The following is a 26265-nucleotide window of genomic DNA, read 5'->3' on the forward strand; positions in this document are numbered from 1 at the left end:
AGTATGTTTGCCGAGGTCGATACCGATGAGCGTAATGTTTTGCATGATGATCCCCTCCGGAAAGAAAAACACCCTGTCAGCGTACCGCTCACAGGGTGGGGGTGACCATCTCATTAGGGAGGCTTTCGCCTCCCTTGATAACTCCCCTGCCTGAATCAGTGATTACGGATGTATTCGTCCATATCGGTTTTCAGGTTGTCGGACTTGGTGCCGAAGATGGCCTGCACGCCGGAGCCAGCGACGACTACGCCGGCTGCGCCCAGTTTCTTCAGGCCCGCCTGGTCAACTTTGGACACGTCGGCCACGCTGACGCGCAGACGAGTGATGCAAGCATCCAGGTTAGTGATGTTTTCTTTACCGCCGAAGGCCTGAACCAGCGCCGCGGACATTTCGGAACCGCCCTGCGCAGTCTGCTCGGCAGCGGTGTCTTCACGGCCCGGGGTTTTCAGATCCAGTTTGGCGATCAGCACGCGGAAGATGGTGTAGTACACCAGACCGTAGACGATGCCGACGATTGGGAACAGCCAGATTTTGCTGCTGTTGCCGCTCAGTACGATAAAGTCGATCAGGCCGTGCGAGAAGCTGGTGCCGTCACGCATGCCCAACAGGATACAGATTGGGAACGCCAGGCCGGCCAGGATAGCGTGGATCACGTACAGGATCGGCGCGACGAACATGAAGGAGAACTCGATCGGCTCGGTGATACCGGTCAGGAACGAGGTCAGCGCGGCGGAGATCATGATGCCGCCGACTTTCGCGCGGTTTTCCGGCTTGGCCGAGTGCCAGATGGCGATGGCCGCAGCAGGCAGACCGTACATTTTGAACAGGAAGCCGCCGGACAGTTTACCCGCGGTTGGGTCACCCGCCATGTAGCGAGGGATATCACCGTGGAATACCTGGCCCGCCGCGTTGGTGAACTCACCAATTTGCATTTGGAATGGTACGTTCCAGATATGGTGCAGACCGAACGGCACCAGAGCACGCTCAACCACGCCGTAAATGCCGAAGGCCACGACCGGGTTCTGATAAGCCGCCCACTGCGAGAAGGTCTGGATAGCCGTACCAATCGGTGGCCAGATGAAGGACAGCACTACGCCCAGAACGATCGCCGCCAGACCGGAAATGATCGGCACGAAGCGCTTACCGGCAAAGAAGCCCAGGTATTCCGGCAGTTGAATGCGGAAGAAGCGGTTGAACATATAGGCCGCGATGGCACCGGAGATAATCCCCCCGAGCACACCGGTATCCGCCAGGTGTTTGGCCGCAATCTCTTCAGCCGGCAGGTGCAGCACCAGCGGCGCAACCACCGCCATGGTTTTCACCATGATGCCGTAAGCCACCACCGCCGCCAGCGCGGAAACGCCGTCGTTGTTGGTGAAGCCCAAGGCGACGCCGATGGCGAAAATCAGCGGCATGTTGGCGAAGACCGAACCGCCCGCTTCCGCCATCACGTGGGAGACTACCGCAGGTAGCCAGCTAAAGTTGGCGGAACCGACGCCCAGCAGGATACCTGCGATAGGCAACACGGACACCGGCAGCATGAGCGATTTACCTACTTTTTGCAGGTTTGCAAATGCGTTCTTGAACATAGTTGAGTGTGCTCCTGAGTAATAATGCTTTGCTACTTCTTGTCGCGATTGGTCGCGCTGCAAGGGGGGGAGAAAAACCCCTGCAATTCAGGGTGTCTGAGCACCCCTTGAATTTATTACGCAGAGTAAAATAAATAGCCTGCGCAATGTTTGATGACAATCACGTTTCGATGATCGAGCCGCGGCAACTTTGCATAAACCGGCGTTTTTTTGCAAAACAGAGCAAAAAACGCGCGCCAATCACCCTGAAACGGGAGCGAACCTTACCCGTTTCAGTGATTAATTACGAGCTTAAAAAAAATTACGCAGACAATGACCTACCGCTATAGCCTAGGTCAAAGATCACAGTTCGAGGTGAAATAAGCGTGAAAAGTTGGCGGTGGTGGCTTCGGCCAGTTGTTCCAGGCTGACGCCCTTCAATACTGCCATGTATTCAGCCACATCACGCACATAGGCGGGTTGGTTTTCTTTGCCGCGATGCGGCACCGGCGCCAGATAAGGCGAATCGGTTTCCACCAGGATGCGATCCAGCGGCACGTAGCGTGCCACTTCGCGCAGCTGTTCGGCATTGCGGAAGGTGACGATGCCGGAGAAGGAGATGTAGAAGCCCAGATCCAGCAAAGCTTCGGCCGTAGTCAAATCTTCAGTGAAGCAGTGGAGTACACCGCCGCACTCCTGTGCGTTCTCTTCACGCAGGATCGCCAGCGTGTCCGCGCGCGCATCGCGGGTGTGGACGATCACCGGCTTGTTCAGATCCCGGCCAATGCGGATATGTTCGCGGAAAGAGTCCTGCTGCAGCTCAAGATTGTCTTTCTGGTAGAAGTAATCGAGCCCGGTCTCTCCCAGCGCTACCACCTGCTCCGCCGCCGCCAGGCGACGCAGCTCGGCGTAATCATACCCCTCTTCCAGATTGAGCGGATGCACCCCGCAGGAGAAAGCCACATCGTTGCGCTCGCCGATCAGTTCGGTCATGGAACGGTAACCCGGCAACGTGGTGGCGACCGCCAGCACATAGCCGACGTCGCGCGCTTTGGCTTTGGCCAGCGCATCGTCCACATTCTGATGCAGCGTTTGATAATCCAGACTGTCAAGGTGGCAATGAGAATCGACTAACAACATAATTTTTAACTCTTTTACTTTACAGCGAATGAGGGTGGGAATAGCCGGCGGCGCCAAGCATCTGTTCCCAGCGAAGTAACTGTTCGGTCAGCAGCAGCTCGCGATTGACACCCACCACGCTGAGCAGCTGATGGCGGCAGGTCAGCCACTGCTGCACGATCTGCTGCAGCGAGGCGCTGCTCAGCACGCTGGCCAGCTGATGCACCAGTGGTTGCTGATCCTGATTCAATACATAGTGATGCGCGCCCTGCTGCCACTTCATCGCGTCCACCAGCAGCGCGCACAACCAGTGCAGGCGCTCGGCGACATCTTCATGGTTCAGCACCGGCAACAGCGACAGCATATCGCGCTGCGGCAGCGCGGCGCTCAACGCGGTGCACAGGGCGCTGCGCTGTTGCCACTGCTGCGGCTGCAACAGCTGTTCGGCGGCCAGCGGCGCGCCGTCGTGCAGGCGCAGCGCCGTGAGGCGGTCTGTCTGAGAACCGGCCGCCTGCCGGCCCAGCCACTGCAGGCTGAGCTGCTCATCTGGGCTGGCCAAATGCCAATAAAGACAGCGGCTGCGCAGCGTCGCCATCAGCCGCGACGGCTCACGGCAACCCAGCAGAAAATAGGTTTTCTCCGGCGGCTCTTCCAGCGTTTTAAGCAGTGCGTTGGCCGCCGCCTCGGTCAACTGTTCCGCCTGCGGCAGCCAAATCACCTTGGCGCCGCCCTGCTGCGCGTGGGCGTACAGCGTTTCAATCACCTGGCGGATCGGTTCGATACCCAGGTTGCTCTTGCCCTTTTCCGGCGCCAGCACGTGATAATCCGGGTGATTCCCCGCCAGCATCAGCCGGCAGCTGTGGCACTCGCCGCAGCTTTTTTCGCCGTTGCGCTGTTGGCAGATCAACCAACGGCTCAGGCCGTAGGCCAGCGCATCGTCACCATTGCCCGCCGCCGCATGCAGCAGCAGCGCATGGTGGCCGCGACCGTCGGCGTACTGCCCAATCAGCTGGCGATAAGGGCCATTCAGCCACGGGTACCAGTTCATTATGCGCCTTCCTGCTGCCGCAGCCAGTGGCCGACGCAGTCGCGGATCGCCGCGGTCACCTGTTCCAGCGGCTGGGCGGCGTCAACGGTAACGATCGTTTCATCCTGCGCCGCCAGCTCAAGATAGCGAGCGCGGGTGCGTTCGAAGAACGGCAGCGCCTCCTGTTCGATGCGATCCAGCTGGCCGCGCGCCTGCGCGCGTTGCAAGCCGACCAGCGGAGGCAGATCGAGATAAACCGTCAAATCCGGGCGGAAATCCCCCAGTACGGTGTCGCGCAGCGAGCTCATCAGCTGTGGGTCCACACCGCGGCCGCCGCCCTGGTAAGCCTGTGAAGAGAGATCGTGGCGGTCGCCCACCACCCAGGCACCACGCGCGAGGGCGGGTTTGATCACGGTTTCCACCAGCTGCACGCGCGCAGCGTACAGCATCAAGACTTCGGCCTTGATGGTCGGCAATTCGCCGTCGATGCCGCGTTTGAACAGTTCGCGCAGCTTCTCCGCCAGCGGTGTGCCGCCCGGTTCGCGGGTGAAAACGATGTCGTTGATGCCATGTTCGCGCAGCACATTGACTACCGTGTCACGCGCTGTGGTTTTGCCCGCGCCTTCCAGCCCTTCGATTACAACGAATTTACTTTTCATTCTTTTCCTTTAACGCCTGACGGTACACGCGCACCGCCTGGTTATGGCTCGCCAGATTGGTGGTGAAGGTATGCCCACCCTTGCCGTCGGCGACAAAATAGAGATATGGCGTTTTGGCCGGATTGGCGGCCGCTTGCAGCGAGGCCTCGCCCGGCATGGCGATCGGCGTTGGCGGCAGGCCGGCGATCACATAGGTGTTGTAAGGCGTCGGCGTCTCCAGATCCTTGCGCGTGATGTTGCCATTATAGCTTTCGCCCATGCCGTAGATCACCGTCGGATCGGTCTGCAGGCGCATGCCGATGCGCAAACGGTTGACGAACACCGACGCCACCTTGCTACGCTCTTCCGGCACCGCGGTCTCTTTCTCGACGATCGAGGCCATGGTCAGCAACTCTTCCGGCGTTTTATACGGCAGGCTGGTGTCGCGGCCGTCCCAGGCGGCCTGCAGCGCTTTGTTCATACGAACATGTGCGCGTTTGAGCAGCGCGATATCGCTCATGCCGGCGGTATACTGATAGGTATCAGGGTACAAATGCCCTTCCGGGGTTTCTCCCGCAGGAATGCCGAGCGCTGTAGCGATCTCCACTTCGCTCTTGCCCGCCAGGGTGTGTTTCAGGTATTTGGACTGCTGCAGCACCTGCTGCCAATCACGCAGTCGTGAGCCTTCAATAAAGCGTGCGGTGAACTGCGCCTCTTTGCCACTGGCCAACAGTTTCAGCATCTGGCGCACCGTCATGCCCGGCGTGAACCGGTAGGTACCGGCTTTAAACTCCGCCAGCTCCGGCTCCAGTTTCAGCAGCCACTGGAACCAGCGGCCGTTGCGCACCAGTTTATCGCGCACCAGTAATCCTTCCAGCGCCACCCGGCCGGTGCCGGCAGGCAGTTTGAAGATGGTTTCTTGCTGGATAGCCAGCGGCGTATCGGCAAAGCGTTCGATCTTCTGGTAGCCCCAAAACAGCAGCGCCAATACCAGAACAACAATAACAGACAGGACCTTCAGCTTTCTTTTCTTCATCAATCAGCCATGGTTAACAGTGTGGACGCAAAAAATCATACAGCTGGCGCGAATGATAACGCCATGATTGAGCAACGTTTACCGGCAGCAGCGGCATCAGCGCGTTGCTCACCAGGACTTCGTCGGCATCGGCCAGCGTCTCCAGCGGTTCGCTGACGCAGTGCAGACGGTATTCCGAGCCCGCCAGCAGCGCGATCACCCGCCGCCGCATCAGGCCCGCGACGCCCGCCTGGCTCAGGTCCGGGGTAAACACCGCTTTTCCCTTACGCCAGAACAAATTAGCCGCACAGCATTCCACCAGCATACCGGCAGTGTCAAGCACCAGTGCCTCGTCGGCGGCCGTCTGGTCAAGATGCGCGCGGATCAGCACCTGCTCCAGGCGGTTCAAATGCTTCAACCCCGCCAGCAGCGGATTGCGCGCCAGCGCCACCGGGCTGAGCGCAAGCGTGATGCCCTGCTCGCGCCACTGCAAATAGTGCGCAGGGTAGCTGCTGCGGGCGACGATGCGCGTTGGATTTTCGCACCCCGTCGGGCTGTAGCCCCGCCCGCCGCTGCCGCGCGTCAGTATCGCTTTGACCACGCCGAGCGGAATTGATTCGGCCGCCTGAGCCATCTCGCGCTCGAAAGCAGCCCAATCGGTAGTGGGCAGCATCAGCCTCTGTGCCGTTTGCTGCAGCCGCTCTAGGTGCCAGGGCAACAGCTCGATTTTACCGTCGATAACCCGGGCGGTAGTAAAGCAGCCATCGCCGAACTGCAGGCCACGATCGCTCGGCGCCAGCGCATCGTGGCGTTGTCCGTTGATCCAGTACATGCTTCCTCCTGTTGCCGGGTGATTTCATTACGCTCGCAGAATAGCAGGCGACGAGGCAATACGCAGCCCTGCTGACGGCCGGACGCCAGGCGTAAAAAAGCCCGGTTAAAAAACCGGGCTTTTCATCAGCGAACAACCGCGCGAGTTACACTCGGCGGAAGATCAGCGAGCCATTGGTGCCGCCGAAGCCGAAGGAGTTGCACAGGGTGAACTCCATATTGCTGACCTGGCGCGCTTCGTGAGGCACGAAGTCCAGATCGCAACCTTCATCCGGGTTATCCAGGTTGATGGTTGGCGGTACCGCCTGATCGCGCAGCGCCAGCACGGTAAAGATGGACTCGATCGCGCCCGCCGCACCCAACAGGTGGCCGGTCATCGATTTGGTCGAGCTCACCAGCACGCGCTGGGCATCAGCGCCGAAGACGGATTTCACCGCCTGCGCTTCCGCCTGATCGCCCGCCGGCGTAGAGGTGCCGTGCGCGTTGATGTAACCGATTTGTGACGGGGTCACACCGGCATCAAGCAAGGCATTCTCCATCGCCAGCGCAGCGCCTGCGCCGTTTTCCGGTGGTGACGTCATGTGATAAGCATCGCTGCTCATCCCAAAGCCAACCACTTCGGCATAGATTTTTGCGCCGCGTTTTTTCGCGTGTTCGTACTCTTCCAGCACCATCATGCCGGCGCCGTCGCCCAGCACGAAGCCGTCGCGGTCTTTATCCCACGGACGGCTCGCCGCCTGCGGGTTGTCATTACGGGTGGACAGGGCGCGCGCTGCGCCAAAGCCGCCGACGCCCAATGGGGTGCTGGCTTTCTCTGCCCCACCGGCCAGCATCACGTCAGCATCATTGTAAGCAATGATACGCGCTGCATGGCCGATGTTGTGCACACCTGAAGTACAGGCGGTGGCGATGGAAATGCTTGGGCCACGCATGCCGTACATGATTGTCAGGTGGCCTGCAATCATATTCACGATGGTGGAGGGCACGAAGAACGGACTGATTTTCCGTGGGCCACCGTTAACCAGTGAACTGTGGTTTTCTTCGATCAAACCCAGGCCGCCGATGCCGGAACCGATCGCGGCTCCAATACGGCTGGCGTTAGCCTCGGTGATGTCCAGACCTGCATCCTGCATGGCTTGCATGCCGGCAGCGATACCGTACTGGATAAAGGCATCCATCTTGCGCGCATCTTTGCGGGAGATGAAATCCTCAGAATTAAAATTCTTTACCAGGCCAGCAAACTTGGTCGCATAGGCAGTGGTATCGAAATGGTCGATCAGGCTGATGCCACTCTGACCGGCAAGAAGAGCGTTCCACGTGGACTCTACCGTATTGCCGACAGGAGACAACATGCCCAGTCCGGTCACAACTACTCGACGCTTAGACACGTTTGTCCTCCAGGGAGGGAAAAATATGACACTAGGGATAGAAAAAACTTAGGCGGTCGAACGACCGCCTAGATATGTTCTCTTACTGCTGGCTGGCGTTGATGAAATCAATAGCTGCCTGAACAGTAGTGATCTTCTCAGCTTCTTCGTCTGGAATCTCGGTGTCGAATTCTTCTTCCAGTGCCATTACCAGCTCAACGGTGTCAAGAGAATCAGCGCCCAGATCTTCAACGAAAGAAGCGTTGTTCAAAACTTCTTCCTGTTTAACACCCAGTTGCTCAACAATGATTTTCTTAACGCGTTCTTCGATAGTGCTCATACTCTTAAATTTCCTATCAAAACTCGCTTTCGCGATGGTTTTCGTAGTGTATAAAATGCTGAAAAAGATGCAACTAAATCCCGGCTGGTCAAACCACGATTTTACGCTATTTTGCGGTTTTTGCCTCAAATAACGCAAATGGTTTTCACATTTTTTAAATCATGTACATGCCGCCATTGACATGTAACGTTTCACCGGTGATGTAGCCGGCCTCATCAGAGGCCAAAAATGCAACAGCGCTGGCGATTTCTTTAGCATCGCCCAGCCGGTTGGCTGGAACTGATGACAAAATGCCTGCGCGTTGATCATCTGTCAACGCCCGTGTCATGTCCGTCTCAATAAAGCCAGGTGCCACGACGTTGACCGTAATGCCACGTGAAGCAACTTCACGTGCCAAAGATTTGCTAAAACCAATCAGGCCGGCTTTAGCCGCCGCGTAGTTCGCCTGCCCTGCGTTCCCCATGGTGCCGACTACAGAACCGATGGTGATGATACGGCCAAACCGCTTTTTCATCATAGCGCGCATTACCGCTTTTGACAGGCGGAATACGGAAGTCAGGTTGGTGTCGAGGATATCCTCCCACTCGTCATCCTTCATACGCATCAGCAGGTTATCACGCGTAATGCCGGCATTATTCACTAAAATGTCGATTTCGCCAAATTCGGCGCGAATCGATGCCAGCACGCTGTCGATAGATTGCGCATCAACAACGTTCAACATAAACCCTTTGCCGTTTGCGCCCAGGTAGCTGCTGATCGCTTCAGCGCCGCTCTCGCTGGTCGCGGTACCGATCACTTTGGCGCCGCGTGCCACAAACGTTTCTGCAATAGCTCGGCCAATACCGCGGCTTGCGCCGGTGACCAGAACGATTTTACCTTCGAAGCTCATCATTTTCCTCTTTATTGTTCAAGCGCCGCCGACAGGCTGGCGGTGTCGTTCACCGCCGCAGCCGTCAGGGTGTCAACAATACGTTTAGTCAGACCGGTCAGCACTTTGCCCGGCCCCACTTCCAGCAGCGACGTCACTCCCTGTGCTGCGATAAACTCTACGCTTTCGGTCCAACGCACCGGGCTGTACAGCTGACGCACCAGCGCGCTGCGGATCGCTTCCGGATCGTTTTCGGTGCGCACGTCGACGTTGTTCACCACCGGCACCTGCGGCGCGTTGAAGGTGATGTCCTGCAGCGCCACGGCCAGCTTGTCGGCGGCCGGCTTCATCAGCGCACAGTGCGAAGGCACGCTCACCGGCAGCGGCAGCGCACGTTTGGCGCCGGCAGCTTTACAGGCGGCGCCTGCGCGTTCAACCGCTTCTTTGTTGCCGGCGATGACCACCTGGCCCGGCGAGTTGAAGTTGACCGGAGAAACCACCTGCCCCTGCGCAGACTCTTCGCACGCCTTGGCGATCGCGTCGTTATCCAGACCGATGATGGCGTACATCGCGCCGGTACCTTCCGGCACCGCTTCCTGCATCAGCTTGCCGCGCAGCTCGACCAGACGGATCGCCGCCTTGAAGTCCAGCACGCCGGCGCAGACCAGCGCCGAGTATTCGCCCAGGCTGTGACCCGCCATCAGCGCAGGCGCTTTACCGCCCTGCTGCTGCCAAACGCGGAAAATCGCCACCGAGGCAGCCAGCAGAGCCGGTTGGGTCTGCCAGGTTTTGTTCAGTTCTTCCGCCGGGCCTTGCTGCACCAGCTGCCACAGGTCGTAACCCAGGGCGGAAGAAGCCTCGCCGAAGGTTTCTTCGACGATCGGGAACTGTGCGGCCAACTCGGCCAGCATGCCAACGGTCTGCGACCCCTGGCCCGGGAAAACAAAAGCAAATTGCGTCATTTTTTCTTCCTGTCCAAATCAGAAACGAACCAGCGCCGAGCCCCAGGTAAAGCCGCCGCCAAAGGCTTCCAGCAGCACCAGTTGGCCACGCTGAATTCGCCCGTCACGCACCGCTTCGTCCAGTGCGGAAGGCACCGAGGCGGCAGACGTGTTGCCGTGACGATCGAGCGTCACCACCACTTTGTCCATCCCCATGCCCAGCTTTTTCGCCGTTGCGCTGATGATGCGCAGGTTGGCCTGGTGCGGCACCAGCCAATCCAGCTCGCTGCGGTCCATGTTGTTGGCCTGCAGCGTCTCGTCGACGATGCGCGCCAGTTCGGTAACCGCAACTTTGAAGACTTCGTTGCCCGCCATGGTGACATAGGCCGGCTTGTCTTGATTCTGACGATCCTTGTACGGCAGCGTCAGCAGGCTGCCGTAGCTGCCGTCGGCATGCAGATGGGTAGACAGAATGCCCGGCGCTTCAGACGCCCCCAGCACCACCGCACCCGCACCATCGCCAAACAGAATGATGGTGCCGCGATCTTCAGGATCCAGCGTGCGCGACAAGACGTCCGCGCCGATAACCAGCGCATGTTTGACCGCGCCGTTTTTCACGTACTGATCGGCCACGCTGAGCGCATAAGTAAAGCCGGCGCAGGCCGCAGCCAGATCGAACGCCGCGCAGTCTTTGATGCCCAGCATTTGCTGCACCAGGCACGCCGCGCTCGGGAATGCGTGAGTCGTGGTGGTGGTCGCCACGACGATAAGCCCAATGTCTTCTTTAGCCACACCTGCCATTTCCAGCGCTTTCTCAGCGGCCTGGAAGCTCATCGTCGCGACGGTTTCATCCGCAGCGGCGATGCGACGTTCGCGGATACCGGTACGCGTGACGATCCATTCGTCAGAGGTATCCACCATTTTTTCCAAATCAGCATTGGTGCGCACTTGTACGGGCAAATAACTCCCCGTACCGAGAATCTTTGTATACATGTACGATCAGTCACTCTTAGGTAATACAGCCTCAAGGCGCGCAGCAATCCTTTCCGGGACTTGCCGCTGCACCGCCTGCACAGCCTGTTCGATTGCGACTGCAAACGCGTGAGGGTTCGCAGCGCCGTGGCTCTTGACTACGGTGCTGCGCAATCCTAACAGACATGCGCCATTATACTGGTCGGGGTTCAGGTGGCCGAACCGCTTAACCACCCGTTTTTGCAACCAACGGCCCAACAATTTCAGCCACCACGCTTGCTTGTTTCCGTCGCCGGACGATTTCAGCAGCGATAAGAATACCCTAACCACCCCTTCCATGGTTTTCAGGGTGACGTTGCCCACGAAGCCATCGCAGACCAACACGTCGGTCTTGCCGGTGAGCAGTTCGTTTCCTTCCAGGTAACCAATATAGTTGATTGCCGGAGTATTTTTTAGCACAGCGGCCGCTTCGCGGATATTATCCAGGCCTTTGGTCTCTTCTTCGCCAATATTCAGCAGCGCCACCCGCGGTTGCGCAATGCCGATCACCTCTTCCGCCATCACCGCGCCCATCACGGCAAACTGCACCAGCATGGTGCTGTCGCACTCGACGTTGGCGCCCAGATCCAGCACCACGGTTTTACTGCGTTGCTGATTCGGGATCGCCGTCATCAGCGCCGGGCGCTCAATGCCGTCCAGCGGCTTGACCAACAGCTTCGCCAACCCCATCAGCGCACCGGTATTGCCGGCGCTGACGCAGCCCTGCGCATTGCCGCTGCTGAGCTGTTCGAGCGCAATGCGCATCGACGTGCCGCGGCTGGCGCGTATCGCTTGTGAAGGTTTTGCGTCGCCGGCGATCACAGACTCGGCGGGCACGACTTGCAGACGCTCCAGAAGAACCGGATCGGCATGGGCAAGCAAAGGGGAGATGACGTCGGGATTGCCGACCAGCAGGAGATGAAGCTGTAAATTAGAGGCCAGTGCCTGCAACGAAGCAGGCACTGTGACGCAGGGACCGAAGTCCCCGCCCATTGCATCTAACGCCAGGGTTAGACGAGTCAAGGTATCGCTACTTAGCCGATAACCTTGCGACCGCGGTAGAAACCGTCGGCAGTGATGTGGTGACGACGGTGAGTTTCACCGGATACTTTGTCTACAGACAGAGTAGTCGTGGTCAGAGCATCGTGCGAACGACGCATGCCACGCTTGGAACGGGTTGGTTTATTCTGTTGTACGGCCATGGACCTTACTCCTCAATTACTTACGCTTTAAACTGGCTAATACGGCAAACGGATTCGGTTTCTCCGCCTCGGGAGGCAGTTGGCCAAATACCATGTCCGCTTCGGACACTTCACAGTGTTCAGATTCATGTACCGGAACGACAGGCAGTGAAAGAATAATTTCGTCTTCAATCATTGCCAACAGATCGACTTCGCCAAACTCGTCAACTTCGATCGGTTCGTACGCTTCCGGTAATGCCTCAGCCTGCTCATCATTGACGACCGGGCTAAAACAATATGTTGTGTGAACCTGATGTTCGAACGGGACTCCACAGCGTTGGCACATCAACGTTACCGTGACGTCCGCATGCCCTGTTATCACCGCGAGGCGCTGATTGTCGATATTAAACGACAACGACACCTCAACATCACTGTCCACACTGACCACGGAGTCGGCAACACGAGTAACCTGCTCAGGCGCATAGACACCAGCATAGTCCAGGCGTTTCTGAGCGGTACGTACCGCATCAATGGTCAAGGGTAATTTTACCTTTTGCATAGGGCGCGCATATTAACTTTGTAACGACATAGAGTCAAAGAAAAAGGCCGTAAAACGGCTCCTTTCACCAATATTCGCTTCCACAGCGGCCGACAGTTTAAAATGCCGTACCCATTTACGCTACGGTTTGCGAAAAAAATTATGCAGAGATTGCTTTTAGCCTCCACCTCCCCCTATCGAAAAATGCTGCTGGAGAAACTGCAACTGCCGTTCGACTGCGCCGCGCCGCAGGTGGATGAAACCCCACTGCCGGGTGAAAGCGCCGAAGCGCTGGTGCTGCGCCTGGCGACAGCGAAGGCTCAGGCGCTGGCCCTCGCCTACCCCGAGCATCTGATCATCGGTTCCGATCAGGTCTGCGTGATCGATGGCAGCATCACCGGCAAGCCCCATACCGAGGTGAACGCCCGGGCGCAGCTGCGCCAGGCCAGCGGTCAGGCCGTGACCTTCTATACCGGCCTGGCGCTGTACAACAGCCGCAGCAAGCAGCTGCAGGCCCTGTGCGAGCCTTTCCACGTGCATTTTCGCGCGCTGAGCGAGGCGGAGATCGCCGCCTATGTGCGTCTAGAGCAACCGCTGAACTGCGCGGGCAGTTTCAAGAGCGAGGGATTGGGGATCGCGTTGTTCGACAGGCTGGAAGGCCGGGATCCGAACACCCTGATCGGCCTGCCGTTGATCGCGCTGTTGGAGATGTTGCGGGCTGAAGGCATCAACCCGCTGGTCTGACACGGATTATTTGGTCGCCTGCTGGCGCAGCACCTGCAGGCAGTGACGCAGTTCTTCATCCATCGGCGCTTCGATGCGCATCGTTTCGCCGGTGGCCGGATGCTCGAAGCGCAGCGCCGCAGCGTGCAGGAACAGCCGCTTCAGGCCGGTACCCGCCAGCTGACGATCGAACTCGCGGTCGCCATAGCGATCGTCAAAAGCGATCGGATGCCCGGCATGCAGCGTGTGCACGCGGATCTGGTGAGTACGCCCGGTGATCGGGCTGGCCTTCACCAGGGTGGCGAATTCGTAACGCTCCTCCACCTTGAAGCGGGTTTCCGAAGGCTTGCCTTCGCTGTTGACGCGCACGATACGTTCGCCGCTTTGCAGAATGTTTTTCAGCAGCGGCGCCTGTACGGCCTTGCAGTGGGACTGCCATTGGCCGCGCACCAGCGCCAGATAATCTTTCTGCATGCCTTTCAACCGCAGCTGTTCATGCAGCGAACGCAGCGCCGAACGCTTCTTGGCGACCAGCAGCACGCCGGAGGTGTCGCGATCCAGGCGATGCACCAGCTCCAGGAAGCGGGCTTCCGGGCGCAGCGCGCGCAGCCCTTCAATCACGCCGAAGCTCAGGCCGCTGCCGCCGTGCACCGCGGTGCCGGAAGGTTTGTTGAGGATCAGCAGGTGGTCGTCCTCATACAGGATGCAGTCTGCCAGTGCGGCCACTTTATCCAGCTTCGCCGACACCGGCGCCTCTTCGCGCTCGGCTACGCGCACCGGCGGTACGCGCACCACGTCGCCGGCCGCCAATTTGTATTCGGCCTTGATGCGCCCTTTATTAACCCGCACCTCGCCTTTACGCACGATGCGATAAATCATGCTCTTCGGCACGCCTTTCAGGCGAGCGAGCAGAAAGTTGTCGATTCTCTGACCGGCTTCGTCGTCGGAAATCGTGATGAATTGTACTGCTGGATTGTTCGTTTTCATGGTGCGGGATTCTAAATAGAGCGCGTGAATAGCGCCACATCTTTTTCTGTGCTTAACTGTCTCTCTGACGGCGGGCGAAACCCCAGCGGACAATAAGGCAGCAAGCCGATTTGAACGTTTGCGATTTCTTCCGCAGTTAAGGAAAAGTCACCTTGCTATAACGGCATCAGCAGTGGAATAATGCAGTCACTTTCCGCGTTGATTCTCGTTAAACAGGGAAAACGGTGGAATTATAAAATTTGTCTGATTGCGCAAAAACGCAGCAATGGCGTAAGACGTAATGCGAAATCAAACAATTAGCGGGCTGCGGGTTGCAGCTTGGCCGGCAAATGGAATCAGATCTGTCGACGTAAATCAGAGGCTATTCCCCTAGTAAAAGTGCTGTCTTTCACAAAGAAAAGCAGGCTTACCGAGATAATGCGCCCCTATGCAGGCGACAACCGTGAGGTTGACGGCTTTGCGAGAAGACACGGGGCTTTCGGTTTAACTCCGGCCATGAGGTTATTTTGCCCGCAGCTTTGTCGATAATGTAAAAATAACGAGTAAGTTAAGATGAAAAGAATGTTGATTAACGCAACTCAGCAGGAAGAGTTGCGTGTTGCCCTCGTAGATGGACAGCGGCTGTATGATTTGGATATCGAAAGTCCGGGTCATGAGCAGAAAAAAGCGAATATTTACAAAGGCAAAATCACCCGCATTGAACCAAGTCTTGAAGCCGCGTTCGTGGACTACGGCGCAGAACGACATGGTTTCCTCCCTCTTAAAGAAATCGCCCGCGAATACTTCCCTAGCAATTACTCTTCCCATGGCCGCCCGAACATCAAAGATGTGCTGCGCGAAGGCCAGGAAGTCATCGTTCAGGTAGACAAAGAAGAACGTGGCAACAAAGGCGCCGCCTTGACCACCTTCATCAGCCTGGCGGGCAGCTATCTGGTGCTGATGCCGAACAACCCGCGCGCCGGCGGTATTTCTCGCCGCATCGAGGGTGACGATCGTACCGAGCTGAAAGAAGCGCTCTCTTCGCTGCAACTGCCAGACGGCATGGGCCTGATCGTTCGCACCGCGGGCGTAGGCAAATCCGCCGACGCGCTGCAGTGGGATCTCTCCTTCCGTCTGAAGCACTGGGAAGCGATTAAAAAAGCCGCCGAAGGCCGCCCTGCACCGTTCCTGATCCACCAGGAAAGCAACGTTATCGTGCGTGCCTTCCGCGATTATCTGCGCCCGGACATCGGCGAAATCCTGATCGACAACCCGAAAATTCTCGATCTGGCCAAAGAGCACATCGCTGCGCTGGGCCGCCCGGATTTCAGCAGCAAAATCAAACTGTACAGCGGTGAAATTCCTCTGTTCAGCCACTATCAGATCGAATCGCAGATCGAATCCGCCTTCCAGCGCGAAGTGCGCCTGCCGTCCGGCGGCTCGATCGTCATCGACAGCACCGAAGCGCTGACCGCCATCGACATCAACTCCGCACGCGCAACCCGCGGCGGCGACATCGAAGAGACGGCGTTCAACACCAACCTGGAAGCGGCGGACGAGATCGCTCGCCAGCTGCGCCTGCGCGACCTCGGCGGCCTGATCGTCATCGACTTCATCGACATGACGCCGGTACGCCACCAGCGCGAAGTGGAAAACCGCTTGCGCGACGCCGTGCGTCAAGACCGCGCGCGCATCCAAATCGGCCGCATCTCCCGCTTCGGCCTGCTGGAAATGTCACGCCAGCGCCTCAGCCCGTCGCTGGGTGAGTCCAGCCACCACGTGTGCCCACGCTGTAACGGCACCGGTACCATCCGAGACAACGAATCGCTGGCGCTGTCCATCCTGCGCCTGATCGAAGAAGAAGCGCTGAAGGAAAACACCAAAGAAGTTCACGCTATCGTGCCGGTTCAGGTCGCTTCGTACCTGCTGAACGAAAAGCGCGAATCCGTCAGCGCGATCGAAAAACGTCAGGGTGGCGTGAAAGCCGTCATCGTGCCGAACGATGAAATGCAAACCCCGCACTACTCGGTGCTGCGCGTGCGCAAGGGCGAGGAAACCTCTACCCTCAGCTACCTGCTGCCGAAACTGCACGAAGAAGACATGGAGCGTCCGCTGGAAGATGCGCCGATGGAACGCAAGCGTCCGGAGCAACCGGCCCTGGCTTCCTTCTCCCTGTCCGCCGATGTGCCGCCGCCGGCTGAAGAACCCGTCGCCGTTGCCAAACCTGTCGCTGCAGCCGCCAAGACTAAAGCCGCAGCGCCGGCCGCCGCTAAACCGGGCTTCCTGGGCCGCCTGTTCGGTGGTCTGAAGAACTTGTTCGCCGGTGAAGAACAACCTGCCGTCGAAGAAGCCAAACCGGCCGAAACGCCGAAGGCGGAAGGCAACGGTGAGAACCGTCGTCAGGATCGTCGCGGTCAGCGCCGTCAAGGCACCGGCCGTAAAGAGCGCGGTGAGCGTAGCGACCGTGGCGATCGCCCGGAACGCGGCGAGCGTAAAGAGCGCGGTGAAGGCCGTGACAATCGCGAGCGCGATAACCGTGAACCGCGTGAGAACCGTGAAGGCCGTGAATCGCGTGAATCCCGCGATGAACAGCGCCGTAACCGCCGCAACCAGCAGCAGAACACGCCGGTAGCGGAGGAAACCGCTTCGGAAGAAGGTGCTAAAGCGCCGCGCGAAGATCAGCAGCAACGCCGTGAGCAGCGTGCTGAACGCCAGCGTCGTCGTCAGGAAGAGAAACGTCAGGCTCAGCAGGAAGTGAAAGCGCTGGAAAGCGTTGACGCAGTCGAGAGTACCGACGAAGAGCAGGAAGAGCGCCAGCAGCAGAACATGCAGCGCCGTCAGCGCCGCCCTCTGTCGCAGAAAGTGCGTATCCTGTCTGCGGAAGAAGAGCTGCAGCGTGCAGCGGAAGAGCTGTTGGCGCCGAAAGCGCCGGTAGCGAAAGCCGAAGACGCGCAGCCGACCGCCGACGATAGCGTCAAGCTGTTGCCGGAAACCGTTGCCGCACAGCAGGAAGACGATGCCCAGGGCGAAAGCCGCGGCAACGGCGAAGGCATGCCGCGTCGTTCCCGTCGTTCACCGCGTCACCTGCGCGTCAGCGGCCAGCGTCGCCGTCGTTACCGCGATGAACGTTACCCGCTGCAATCCCCAATGCCGTTGGCGGGCGCGTTCGCTTCGCCGGAAATGGCATCAGGCAAAGTATGGGTAAGCTACCCGGTCGCTCAGGTTGAAGAAGCCGAAGTGCAAACCGAAGCCGTAGAGCAGGCGCCGGTTGTCACCGCAGCGGTTGAACAGCACAGCGTTACCGTGGAAGACACTCAGACCGCGGCCAGCGTCAACGGACCGGCACCCGAAGCCGCCGTTGAAACTGCTAGCGTTACCGTAACGGAAGAAGCTGCAGTCGTAGCACCGGTTGTAGCCACTCCGGCCGAGGAAATCCCGGCGCCGGTGGAAACCGCCCCAGCAGCTGTTGCAGTTGAACAGCCGAAAGTGGAAGAGACTGCCCCTGCAGTGGAAGCCGAGCCGGTAGCTGAAACCGTAGCTGTAGAGCCAGTGGTTGAACCTGCGCCAACGGAAGACGAGCCTGTGGTCGAAGTTGTACCGGTTGTAGAAGCCACGCCAGCGGAAGAAACGCCAGTGGTAGAAGCCACGCCAGCGGAAGAAACGCCAGTGGTAGAAGCCGCACCTGCGGCAACCTCCGTGGAAGCTGCTCCGGTCGAAAAAGCCCCAGCGCCAATCGCCGCAGAACCTGCACCTGCAGTTGCGCAGCAGCCGGCGCCGGTGAAAGCCGTGCAGGACGCGCTGTACAAACACATCGCCACTGCGCCGATGACTAAAGCGCCTGCGCCAGCCTACGTGCCGGAAGAACGCAAGCACAGCAACTGGCAGCGCCCTTCCTTCAACTTTGAAGGCAAAGGTTCAGCCGGTGGTCACTCGGCAGTGAGCCAGGCCACCGCGCCTGCCACAAAGCCGCAGCCGGTTAACGAATAAGTTAATCTGCAACCCTAAAAAAACCCGCCATCGGCGGGTTTTTTCTTGCCTGTAAAAAGCTCAGGCGATCTTTTTCAGTTTCTTGATGTCCAGAACATCCAACTTGCCGTCAAGTCGACTGACGAACTGCTGAAAATGCGCCGTCTCATTATGCTTATCCAGCGCCTCGCTGCTGGCCCAACGCTCAAAGAACACGAAGGTGCCCGGCTTTTCCAGATCGCGATGCAAATCATATTGCAGGTTGCCCAGCTCCTGGCGGCTCGGCTCGAGAATGTCGTGCACCGCTTCACTGACTGCGGCCTCAAATCCCGCTTTCGCTTGCAGGGTGGCGATAACGCGTACTTCCATTGTTTTCTCCCTTTCCACTTGATGAAAGTCGACGGTATTGGCGTCGGCATCGTTGAAATCCTTGTCACTATGCGCCTGCTGCGCCGTTGATTTCAACTTGTCGCCAACAAACAGATGCATCTGCGGCACTTTCCGCTTATCCTTACACCCCGGCGTGAATAAACCCATTATTCGCTTTTCATTAGACGTATTTGACCGCCGGAGCCTAGCTAGATGACCGCACAACCTCAAGTTCTGAAAATCCGCCGCCCAGACGACTGGCATATCCACCTGCGTGACGATGAGATGCTGAAAACGGTGGTGCCCTATACCAGCCAGGTATTTGGCCGGGCGATCGTGATGCCGAACCTGGTTCCGCCCGTGACGACCGTGGCCGCCGCACGCGCCTACCGCGATCGGATTCTGGCGGCGGTGCCGCAGGGTCACAACTTCACTCCGCTGATGACCTGTTACCTGACCAACTCTCTGGCGGCCAGTGAACTGGTCAGCGGTTTCGAGCAAGGGGTGTTTACCGCCGCCAAGCTGTATCCGGCCAACGCCACCACCAACTCCAGCCACGGCGTCAGCGACGTGACCGGCATTTACCCACTGTTCGAGCAAATGCAAAAAATCGGCATGCCGCTGCTGATCCACGGTGAAGTGACCGATCCTGCCGTCGATATTTTCGACCGCGAGGCGCGCTTTATCGAACAGGTGATGGAACCTATCCGCCGTCACTTCCCGGAGCTGAAAATCGTCTTCGAGCACATCACCACCAAAGAAGCGGCACAGTACGTGCAGGCAGGCAACCGTTTCCTCGGCGCCACCATCACGCCGCAACACCTGATGTTCAACCGCAACCACATGCTGGTCGGCGGCATTCGCCCACACCTGTTCTGCCTACCGATCCTCAAGCGCAACGTCCATCAGGAAGCGCTGCGTCAGGCGGTTGCCAGCGGCTCGGACCGTTTCTTCCTCGGCACCGACTCCGCGCCGCACCTCAAGCATCGCAAAGAGTCCAGCTGCGGCTGTGCCGGCTGCTTCAATGCGCCGAATGCCATCCCGGCTTACGCAGCGGTCTTCGAACAGCTCGGCGCACTGGAGCACTTCGAGGCTTTCTGCTCGCTCAACGGCCCACGCTTCTATGGCCTGCCGCTCAACGAAGACTTCATCGAACTGCAGCGCGTGCCAACCACCCAACCGGAAGAGATTACCCTCGGCAATGAATCCGTGATCCCCTTCCTGGCGGGTGAAACCCTGAACTGGTCGCTGAAAGACTGATATTTTTGCATCGCCCTCTTGCCCTCGCACTCGGTTAACTGTATAAATAAACAGTAAATCGCTTCGGGGGCAATTATGCGTGTTGAAGTCACTCTAGATAAAACCCGGCCGCTGCCGTCGGGCGCCATTGAGGCGCTGACCGGTGAACTGGGCAAACGGGTCAATCGCCAGTTTCCAGACGCCGTCGTTCATGTACGTTATGCCGGCGCCAACGGGCTCTCCGTGCTGGGGGGCGCCAAAACCGATCGGGATCTGATCGAGGAAATCCTTCAGGAAACCTGGGAAAGCGCGGACGAATGGTTTAGCGCAGAATAACACTGCAATGCTGTTTTTGCCGGGGGTCGCTCTCCGGCTTTTTTGTTTCTGGCGCCCTGCCCATTCATCGCTTACCCTTACTCTGAAACAAAATCTGCCTCAGCGCTGTATTTAACGCAAAGGAGTAAGCATGGCCCCGGACAAGGTGAAATCCGAAGACGCAATGACGTTTGGCGAACTGCTGGCGCTGATTGCCGATCAGAAAAGGCGCTTGAACGTACTGGAAGTAGCTTTCTCTTATCTGGCCTTCAGCCTGGATGACAAAGCCAACCAACGGCTGATCCACAGCCTGAAGCTGGAATCGCACAGCCAGAATCGTGATGCCGAAACGCAAAAGCATTTCGCCCATTTGGCCGAAGAGCTGGAAAAATGTCTGCATGGTGCATCGCCACCTGCCGACGCGGAATAACGCGCTGCGCTTGACTCGTCCACTGCTGCACCTGCAAATTTGTAGAATAATTGTTCAAATAAATATTTATTTTGCAAATTTCGGTGACAACCCCCTCCACCGATGAAAGCGGATGCGTATACTGTAATTGCTCTCATGATGATGAGCCGCATTGATCCTCGTTAGTCACTCACGGTAGTTACTACTCAATAAGGGGTCTTTATGGACAGAAATGATGAAGTAATTCAGACGCACCCGCTTGTCGGTTGGGATATCAGTACTGTCGACGTTTACGACGCCATGATGATACGCCTTCATTACCTGTCTTCACTAGACCAAACGCCCGAAGAAGCCCAAGTAGACCGAACGCTTTGGCTGACTACAGATGTCGCCCGTCAATTAATCAATATCTTAGAAGCCGGCATCGCCAAGATTGAAGCTACGGATTACCAGGATCTTGATCGCAGAAAACATTGATTTATCGTCTCCTAACCTCTAAGGCGCCGTGACCATTCCCGGCGCCTTTTTCTTTGCCTTTCATCGTTCAATCAGTGCATTGCGCTCGCCAACCTTTTATCATGGGGCGATAAGAAATCGCTATCAGAGAGGGTGGGTACGTGGAATATGATTTGATTGTGGTGGGCAGCGGTTCCGTCGGCGCAGCGGCAGGCTATTACGCCACGCGGGCCGGCTTGAAAGTGCTGATGATCGACAGCGCCATTCCCCCGCACCGCAACGGCAGCCATCACGGCGATACCCGCATCATCCGTCACGCTTACGGCGAAGGCGAAAAGTACGTGCCGCTGGTGCTACGCGCCCAGGCGCTGTGGAATGCGCTGATTCAACAATCCGGCGAGGAACTGTTTCAGTCGTGCGGCGTCCTCAATTTGGGGCCGCAGCACTCCGACTTCATTCGCAATGCTCAGCAGAGCGCGCAAACATTCCGTCTGAATGCGCAAACCCTCAGCGCCGAACAGATCGCTCAACGCTGGCCGGAATTCCGGGCCCCGGAAGGTTATGTCGGCGTGTTCGAGCCCGACGCCGGCTTCCTGCATGCTGAGCTGGCGATAGCCACTCTGATCAAGCTAGCAAAAGAAGCCGGCTGCAGCCAGTTGTTCAACTGCCCGGTCAGCGCGGTGGAGCCTATCGATGGCGGCGTTGAGGTCATCACCGGCGAAGGGCGTTTCACGGCGCGAAAAGCGGTGATCACCGCCGGTACCTGGGTCAAAGCGCTGTTGCCGCAGTTACCCGTCGCGCCACTGCGCAAAGTCTTCTCCTGGCATCAGGCAGATGGCCGCTACAGCGTGAACAATCGTTTCCCGGCCTTTACCGTCGAAGCGCAAGACGGCACGCACTATTACGGTTTCCCGGCGGATAACGACGGCCTGAAAGTAGGCAAGCACGACGGCGGCCAGCCGATGGATGCCCCCGAGCAGCGCAAACCCTTCGGCAGCTACGCCAGCGACGGCACGGAAGTTTTCTCCTTCCTGCGGCAATTTTTACCGGGTGTAGGCGTATGTTTACACGGCGAAGCCTGCAGTTATGATATGAGCCCCGACGAAGACTTTATTATCGATACGCTGCCGGATTGCGATCGCCTGATGGTTATCAGTGGATTGAGCGGCCACGGCTTCAAGTTCGCCAGCGCGTTGGGTGAGATTGCCGCGCTGTTCGCGCAGGACAAAGCGCCGCCGGTCGACGTCTCCAGCTTTGGTCTGAAACGATTTAGCTAAGCGAAGGATTTCTCTGTCCAGGTTGCCGTCGTACCCTGGACAGCAAAATTTAGCGGTTACAATTTATTAACCTGCTAACTCTTTTAAATACCAAGTAAAAATCCTGATAACGGAAATTTCTTATATTCAGCATTTGAATTTCCGAATTGAACACTTGCAGTGTAAGTCCTATTTTACAGAAGATATGCTCCATCGGCTTTCAACAAGGACGTCACCATGAAACTACTTGTCGTGGACGAATGCTGCTTCACCCGGGTCGGTATAGCCAGCTACTTTGCTGATAGTGGGATTACGACGATCAAGTGCTGCCACAGCATTGAATACGCTACGCCGCTGTTGGCCAGCTTTCAGCCGAGCCACATTCTGGTGAACCTCAGCAACCAGTGCCGTTATAACGAAGCAGACGCGCAGCTGCTGGCGTTTATGGAAGCCAGCCAGTCTGCCTTGCTGTTTATCTATCTCGATACGCCTTACCCTTACAGCGAAACGCCAATGCGCATCGCCGATAACGCCTTTCTGTTCAATAAAAGCATTCTGCCACTCACTTTACGCACGCTGCGCGAAAATCCGCTGGCGCTGGCCGATGACGGCGAAGAGCGTTCCTTGTTCAGTCCGCAGGAACTGACGGTGATGAAATATTGGATGGCGGAGATGCCCAACTATCGCATCGCGAAAAAGCTGCAAATCAGCTCGCATACGGTGTACGTGCACAAGCGTCACATCACGGAGAAGATCAACGCGCGCAACCGGCTGGAGTTCTACTCGCTGTATAACGTGCTGCGCTATTTCTACCCGCCGAGCACGCCAACAAATTCGACGCCGCTGGCGCTGCTGGCCGTGTAACCTCAAGCCTGCGATAACGCAGGCTTTTTTATCGCCTCTCTTCCCGCACTCACGCGCGGCGCGCTGTAAAAGACGCCGAGAAAAGGACTATAATCAAAGGTCCCTTTCTTCAGGCAGCTGAAATGTTAAACCGAATACTGGCGGCTATCGTCAACAACGTGCGTGAGCACCTGGTGCTGTACCTGTGTCTGTGGCTAGTGCTGCTGGCGTTGGATGTCTATTTCTTCTTCGTCATGTAATCCATGCCGCCGTTATTTCCCCGATTGAGCTTCAACCGCTTCGGTGATCCTGCCCAGGTGCTGGAATTGCAGCAGATGAGCAGACCGCTGCTGCGCCCCGGACAGCGGTTATTGCAGATGCGCTATGCCCCGATCAACCCTTCCGATCTGATCCCGATCCACGGCCAATACGCGCACCGCATCGCCCTTCCTCAGGTGCCGGGATATGAAGGCGTGGGCGTCGTCGTCAACCCGCAGAATGGGCATTCAACGGGCCGCCGCGCGCTGGCGGTAGCGGGTAACGGCAGTTGGCAAACGTTCGTCACGCTGCCTGAAGATCGGGTGATCTGGGTGCCGGACGACATCGACGACGCCTGCGCAGCGCAAATCTATATCAACCCGCTCACCTGCTGGGTGCTGTTGACGCAATGGCTGCCGCTCAACGCCGGCGACTTACTGCTGCTCAACGGCGGCGGTTCCGCCGTTAGCCTGCTGTTGGCGCAGATGACGGCGCTGCGCGGCATTCGTCTGGCGGTCGTGGTGCGCAACACCGCTCATCGCCAGGCGTTACTGGCCGCCGGCGCCTGGCGCGTTATCGAAGCGTCGCAGCTGGTGGAAATGACGAATTTTGGCGCCCGTGCGGCCATCGACTGCATCGGCGGCGAAGACGGATTGCAGTTGGCGCGGGCGGTCCGCACCGGCGGCGATTTTGTGGCGCTGGGCCTGCTTAGCGGCCGCCAGGTAGACTGGCGGCGCGTGGTGGACGAGTTAAAGCTGCGGGCTTCGCTGTTCCACTTGCGCAAATGGAACGCACAGGCGGCACCGGCGCAATGGCAGACGGCGTTTTATCAGTTATTCCAGCTGTTGCGACGCGGCCAGCTGGCGCTGCGCCCACCCGCCGCGATTTATCCTTTGCCTCACTACGCAGCGGCGCTGCACCACGCCGCCCAGCCCGGCGTGAATGGCAAAATATTCCTCACTCCGGCGCCGCTGGAGGCTGGCGCGGCGGGCGACCGTCCCCCAGGATAACCGCCAGCCGATAGCCGTCTTCGGTGGTCTCCAGCGCGATGCGCGCCACGATCGTCAGCGGCACCGACAGCAGCATGCCCACCGGGCCGAGCAGCCAGCCCCAGAAGATCAGCGACAGGAACACCACCAGCGTCGACAGCCCCAGCCCGCGCCCCATCACGCGCGGCTCGAGGATATTGCCGATCACCATGTTGACAGCGATAAAGCCACCCGCCACCACCAGCGCATCACCCAATCCGTTGAACAACAGCGCCTGAATCAGCGGCGGAATGGCGGCCAATACCGAGCCAATGTTGGGAATGTAGTTAAGCAGAAACGCCAGCAGCCCCCAGATAAAGGCAAAACGCACGCCGACCGCCGCCAGGAAGATCCAGACGATCACCCCAGTGGCCAGGCTGATGATGGTTTTAATCACCAGATAACGTGTCACGCCGTCCAGCGCCCGCCGCACCGCGGCGAGCCCCTCGTTCGGCTTATCCAGCGCCTGCTGCAGCTTATACGGCAGCAGCTGCACTTCGAACAGCATAAACACCACGGTCATCAGCAGCAGGAAGACGTTGGTCATGGCGCCAGACAGGTGCCCCAGCATGCGGGTGACCAGATTCATCGCCGCGCTGGGATCGACATACTGCAGCATCGCTTCGCTGGAGAGACTGATATTGAAGCGATCGGCGTAATGCTGCAGCTCGCGCAGCTTCTCGATCATCATGCCGCGGTACTGGGGCAGCGAGCGGGCGAACTCATTGAGCGAAGCACCCAGCATACCGATAAACAGCATCACGACCACGATCACCGCCGTCACCAGCAGCGTCACCCCGACGATACGCGGCACTCGTCGGCGTTCCAGCATCGCCACCAGCGGGTTCAGCACCATGGCGAGGAACACCGCCAGCAAAAACGGCACCACGATGTCGGCGGCGGCTTTCACCCCGGCCAAAATGATCACCAACATCGCCAGCAGGACGGCCAGACGCAGGCTACTGTCGGTCACACGGGTTCGGCCCATGACGTTTCCTTGTTATTTCACTGGGTTAACCGGCCACCAAGAGCCGACTCTTGGCGCTAATGGTAGCAAAGTCCACCGTCACGCCGCAGAGGATTTCGCCTAACCGTTCGAAAAAATTAATCTTTCCGCCCTGCTCTTTGCCGCAAGAAATAGGCATAACGTTTGCCAACAAATAATTCCACCGAGCAACTCATGGACGATTTACGTAAAATGACAAAAGCTGACATTAATAGATAATAAGCCTAATTTTCAACAACTAGCACAACCGCCCCATGAGGGAAATAATATCATCTTCAACGATTTATCTGATGAAGCCCGAACATCTCAAACAAATTCACTGACTAATATTTCTAAGAAGTAACATAGTTAAATTTATTATTGATTTTATGTTTCCTAAAGTTTAATTATTGCAGCCAGCCAATCGGTAATCGAAGGAAACAGGATGCTCTGGAAAAATACCGCCGATCGTTTCGGCCATGTGTCAGTGTTAATCCACTGGCTGGTGGCGCTGACGGTGTACGGCATGTTCGCACTCGGTCTGTGGATGGTTACGCTGGGCTATTACGACGTCTGGTACCATCAGGCGCCGGAGATCCACAAAAGCATTGGCACGCTGCTGTTCATCGTGATGGTGATCCGCGTGATCTGGCGCTTTGTCTCGCCGCCACCCAAGCCGCTGGCCAGCTATGGTCGCCTCACTCGCGTCAGCGCTATTCTCGCGCATCTGGCGCTGTATGCCGTGCTGTTCGGCATTCTGATCAGCGGCTATCTGATCTCGACCGCCGACGGCCAACCGATCAGCGTATTCGGCTGGTTCGACGTGCCCGCCACCGTCACCGGCATGGCGGAACAGGCCGACACCGCCGGCGCCATACACCTTTACCTGGCCTGGGCCGTGGTAGTGCTTTCGGTACTGCACGGGCTGGCCGCGCTTAAACATCACTTTATCGATCGTGATGTCACTTTGAAACGGATGCTGGGTAGCAGCGCCGATTAACCTTTGGA

Annotated in this window: 28 protein-coding genes; 11 read left to right on the plus strand and 17 right to left on the minus strand. The window is 58.0% G+C overall.

The features are described from left to right. Window positions 1–155: 155 nt before the first annotated feature. From ptsG to yceD, 14 genes are all read right to left on the minus strand, one after another. Window positions 156–1589 (minus strand): PTS glucose transporter subunit IIBC, encoded by a 1434-nt coding sequence (gene ptsG / locus ACJ8IL_RS17305; protein WP_016928184.1) that lies wholly within the window; start codon window positions 1587–1589, stop codon window positions 156–158. Window positions 1590–1931: 342 nt separating this feature from the next. Beyond that, a complete protein-coding gene (locus ACJ8IL_RS17310) occupies window positions 1932–2708 on the minus strand; it encodes a metal-dependent hydrolase (RefSeq protein ID WP_368906597.1) in 777 nt (258 codons plus the stop codon). Between the two features lie 19 nt (window positions 2709–2727). After that, window positions 2728–3735, minus strand: a complete 1008-nt coding sequence (gene holB, locus ACJ8IL_RS17315; protein ID WP_025302416.1) for a DNA polymerase III subunit delta' — start codon at window positions 3733–3735, stop codon at window positions 2728–2730. Next, the gene (gene tmk, locus ACJ8IL_RS17320; protein WP_025302415.1) at window positions 3735–4373 is read right to left on the minus strand and encodes a dTMP kinase; all 639 of its coding nucleotides are present in this window, start codon (window positions 4371–4373) and stop codon (window positions 3735–3737) included. Before tmk ends, holB begins: the two co-directional genes overlap by 1 nt. Further along, complete coding sequence (gene mltG / locus ACJ8IL_RS17325; RefSeq protein ID WP_099817324.1) at window positions 4363–5388, minus strand: endolytic transglycosylase MltG; 1026 nt, start codon at window positions 5386–5388, stop codon at window positions 4363–4365. Before mltG ends, tmk begins: the two co-directional genes overlap by 11 nt. Window positions 5389–5401: 13 nt before the next feature. After that, window positions 5402–6199 carry an aminodeoxychorismate lyase gene (pabC, locus tag ACJ8IL_RS17330; protein ID WP_060432868.1) on the minus strand — a complete coding sequence of 266 codons (798 nt, stop codon included), beginning with the start codon at window positions 6197–6199 and terminating at the stop codon, window positions 5402–5404. Between the two features lie 145 nt (window positions 6200–6344). Further along, window positions 6345–7586 carry a beta-ketoacyl-ACP synthase II gene (gene fabF, locus ACJ8IL_RS17335; protein WP_060432867.1) on the minus strand — a complete coding sequence of 414 codons (1242 nt, stop codon included), beginning with the start codon at window positions 7584–7586 and terminating at the stop codon, window positions 6345–6347. Between the two features lie 82 nt (window positions 7587–7668). Then, window positions 7669–7905 carry an acyl carrier protein gene (acpP, locus tag ACJ8IL_RS17340; protein ID WP_004719003.1) on the minus strand — a complete coding sequence of 79 codons (237 nt, stop codon included), beginning with the start codon at window positions 7903–7905 and terminating at the stop codon, window positions 7669–7671. Window positions 7906–8059: 154 nt separating this feature from the next. After that, the gene (gene fabG, locus ACJ8IL_RS17345; RefSeq protein WP_016928193.1) at window positions 8060–8794 is read right to left on the minus strand and encodes a 3-oxoacyl-ACP reductase FabG; all 735 of its coding nucleotides are present in this window, start codon (window positions 8792–8794) and stop codon (window positions 8060–8062) included. Window positions 8795–8805: 11 nt separating this feature from the next. Then, on the minus strand, window positions 8806–9735 hold the full coding sequence (fabD, locus tag ACJ8IL_RS17350; protein ID WP_015377451.1) for an ACP S-malonyltransferase: 930 nt from the start codon (window positions 9733–9735) through the stop codon (window positions 8806–8808). An 18-nt stretch (window positions 9736–9753) separates the two neighbouring features. Next, the gene (locus ACJ8IL_RS17355; RefSeq protein ID WP_043141705.1) at window positions 9754–10707 is read right to left on the minus strand and encodes a beta-ketoacyl-ACP synthase III; all 954 of its coding nucleotides are present in this window, start codon (window positions 10705–10707) and stop codon (window positions 9754–9756) included. Between the two features lie 6 nt (window positions 10708–10713). Beyond that, window positions 10714–11748, minus strand: coding sequence for a phosphate acyltransferase PlsX (gene plsX / locus ACJ8IL_RS17360; RefSeq protein WP_025302410.1), 1035 nt, complete (start codon window positions 11746–11748; stop codon window positions 10714–10716). A gap of 11 nt (window positions 11749–11759) precedes the next feature. Next, window positions 11760–11927 carry a 50S ribosomal protein L32 gene (rpmF, locus tag ACJ8IL_RS17365; protein ID WP_004927778.1) on the minus strand — a complete coding sequence of 56 codons (168 nt, stop codon included), beginning with the start codon at window positions 11925–11927 and terminating at the stop codon, window positions 11760–11762. A 16-nt stretch (window positions 11928–11943) separates the two neighbouring features. Next, complete coding sequence (gene yceD, locus ACJ8IL_RS17370; protein ID WP_004927780.1) at window positions 11944–12465, minus strand: 23S rRNA accumulation protein YceD; 522 nt, start codon at window positions 12463–12465, stop codon at window positions 11944–11946. A gap of 141 nt (window positions 12466–12606) precedes the next feature. On the opposite strand from yceD, the gene ACJ8IL_RS17375 reads away from it, so the two are divergent. Then, a complete protein-coding gene (locus ACJ8IL_RS17375; RefSeq protein WP_141997760.1) occupies window positions 12607–13188 on the plus strand; it encodes a Maf family protein in 582 nt (193 codons plus the stop codon). 6 nt (window positions 13189–13194) lie between these two features. Here ACJ8IL_RS17375 and rluC read toward each other — a convergent pair whose 3' ends face one another. Beyond that, complete coding sequence (gene rluC, locus ACJ8IL_RS17380; protein ID WP_089195757.1) at window positions 13195–14154, minus strand: 23S rRNA pseudouridine(955/2504/2580) synthase RluC; 960 nt, start codon at window positions 14152–14154, stop codon at window positions 13195–13197. Window positions 14155–14706: 552 nt separating this feature from the next. Between rluC and rne the strand changes: the two genes are divergently transcribed. Next, window positions 14707–18120: a ribonuclease E gene (gene rne, locus ACJ8IL_RS17385; protein WP_380825436.1), complete on the plus strand. Its 3414-nt coding sequence runs from the start codon at window positions 14707–14709 to the stop codon at window positions 18118–18120. A 60-nt stretch (window positions 18121–18180) separates the two neighbouring features. Here the strand turns inward: rne and ACJ8IL_RS17390 are convergent, their stop codons facing one another. Beyond that, window positions 18181–18468, minus strand: coding sequence for a putative quinol monooxygenase (locus ACJ8IL_RS17390; RefSeq protein WP_025302406.1), 288 nt, complete (start codon window positions 18466–18468; stop codon window positions 18181–18183). Between the two features lie 213 nt (window positions 18469–18681). On the opposite strand from ACJ8IL_RS17390, the gene pyrC reads away from it, so the two are divergent. The 8 genes from pyrC (at window position 18682) to ACJ8IL_RS17430 (ending at window position 24254) form a co-directional block, all read left to right on the plus strand. Next, complete coding sequence (pyrC, locus tag ACJ8IL_RS17395; RefSeq protein ID WP_043141719.1) at window positions 18682–19728, plus strand: dihydroorotase; 1047 nt, start codon at window positions 18682–18684, stop codon at window positions 19726–19728. A 75-nt stretch (window positions 19729–19803) separates the two neighbouring features. Next, a complete protein-coding gene (gene dinI / locus ACJ8IL_RS17400; RefSeq protein ID WP_043141722.1) occupies window positions 19804–20043 on the plus strand; it encodes a DNA damage-inducible protein I in 240 nt (79 codons plus the stop codon). Between the two features lie 130 nt (window positions 20044–20173). Continuing rightward, complete coding sequence (locus ACJ8IL_RS17405; RefSeq protein WP_004927809.1) at window positions 20174–20452, plus strand: hypothetical protein; 279 nt, start codon at window positions 20174–20176, stop codon at window positions 20450–20452. A gap of 201 nt (window positions 20453–20653) precedes the next feature. Further along, window positions 20654–20908, plus strand: coding sequence for a biofilm formation regulator BssS (gene bssS / locus ACJ8IL_RS17410; protein WP_004927812.1), 255 nt, complete (start codon window positions 20654–20656; stop codon window positions 20906–20908). Between the two features lie 140 nt (window positions 20909–21048). Further along, window positions 21049–22164, plus strand: a complete 1116-nt coding sequence (solA, locus tag ACJ8IL_RS17415; RefSeq protein WP_049205124.1) for an N-methyl-L-tryptophan oxidase — start codon at window positions 21049–21051, stop codon at window positions 22162–22164. A 216-nt stretch (window positions 22165–22380) separates the two neighbouring features. After that, window positions 22381–23007: a LuxR C-terminal-related transcriptional regulator gene (locus tag ACJ8IL_RS17420; RefSeq protein ID WP_025302402.1), complete on the plus strand. Its 627-nt coding sequence runs from the start codon at window positions 22381–22383 to the stop codon at window positions 23005–23007. A 122-nt stretch (window positions 23008–23129) separates the two neighbouring features. Continuing rightward, complete coding sequence (locus ACJ8IL_RS17425; protein WP_004927822.1) at window positions 23130–23246, plus strand: DUF2770 family protein; 117 nt, start codon at window positions 23130–23132, stop codon at window positions 23244–23246. Between the two features lie 75 nt (window positions 23247–23321). Further along, a complete protein-coding gene (locus ACJ8IL_RS17430; RefSeq protein ID WP_230203370.1) occupies window positions 23322–24254 on the plus strand; it encodes a zinc-dependent alcohol dehydrogenase family protein in 933 nt (310 codons plus the stop codon). Here ACJ8IL_RS17430 and ACJ8IL_RS17435 read toward each other — a convergent pair. Beyond that, entirely contained in the window at window positions 24202–25260 is a 1059-nt protein-coding gene (locus tag ACJ8IL_RS17435) for an AI-2E family transporter (RefSeq protein WP_049205122.1), read from the minus strand. The two genes, ACJ8IL_RS17430 and ACJ8IL_RS17435, sit on opposite strands and share 53 nt — an antisense overlap. A 442-nt stretch (window positions 25261–25702) precedes the next feature. Between ACJ8IL_RS17435 and ACJ8IL_RS17440 the strand changes: the two genes are divergently transcribed. Beyond that, the gene (locus ACJ8IL_RS17440; protein WP_004927830.1) at window positions 25703–26257 is read left to right on the plus strand and encodes a cytochrome b; all 555 of its coding nucleotides are present in this window, start codon (window positions 25703–25705) and stop codon (window positions 26255–26257) included. The last annotated feature ends 8 nt before the right edge of the window (window positions 26258–26265 follow it).

The sequence above is a fragment of the Serratia sp. CY47444 genome (assembly GCF_052168635.1).
Classification (GTDB): domain Bacteria; phylum Pseudomonadota; class Gammaproteobacteria; order Enterobacterales; family Enterobacteriaceae; genus Serratia; species Serratia bockelmannii.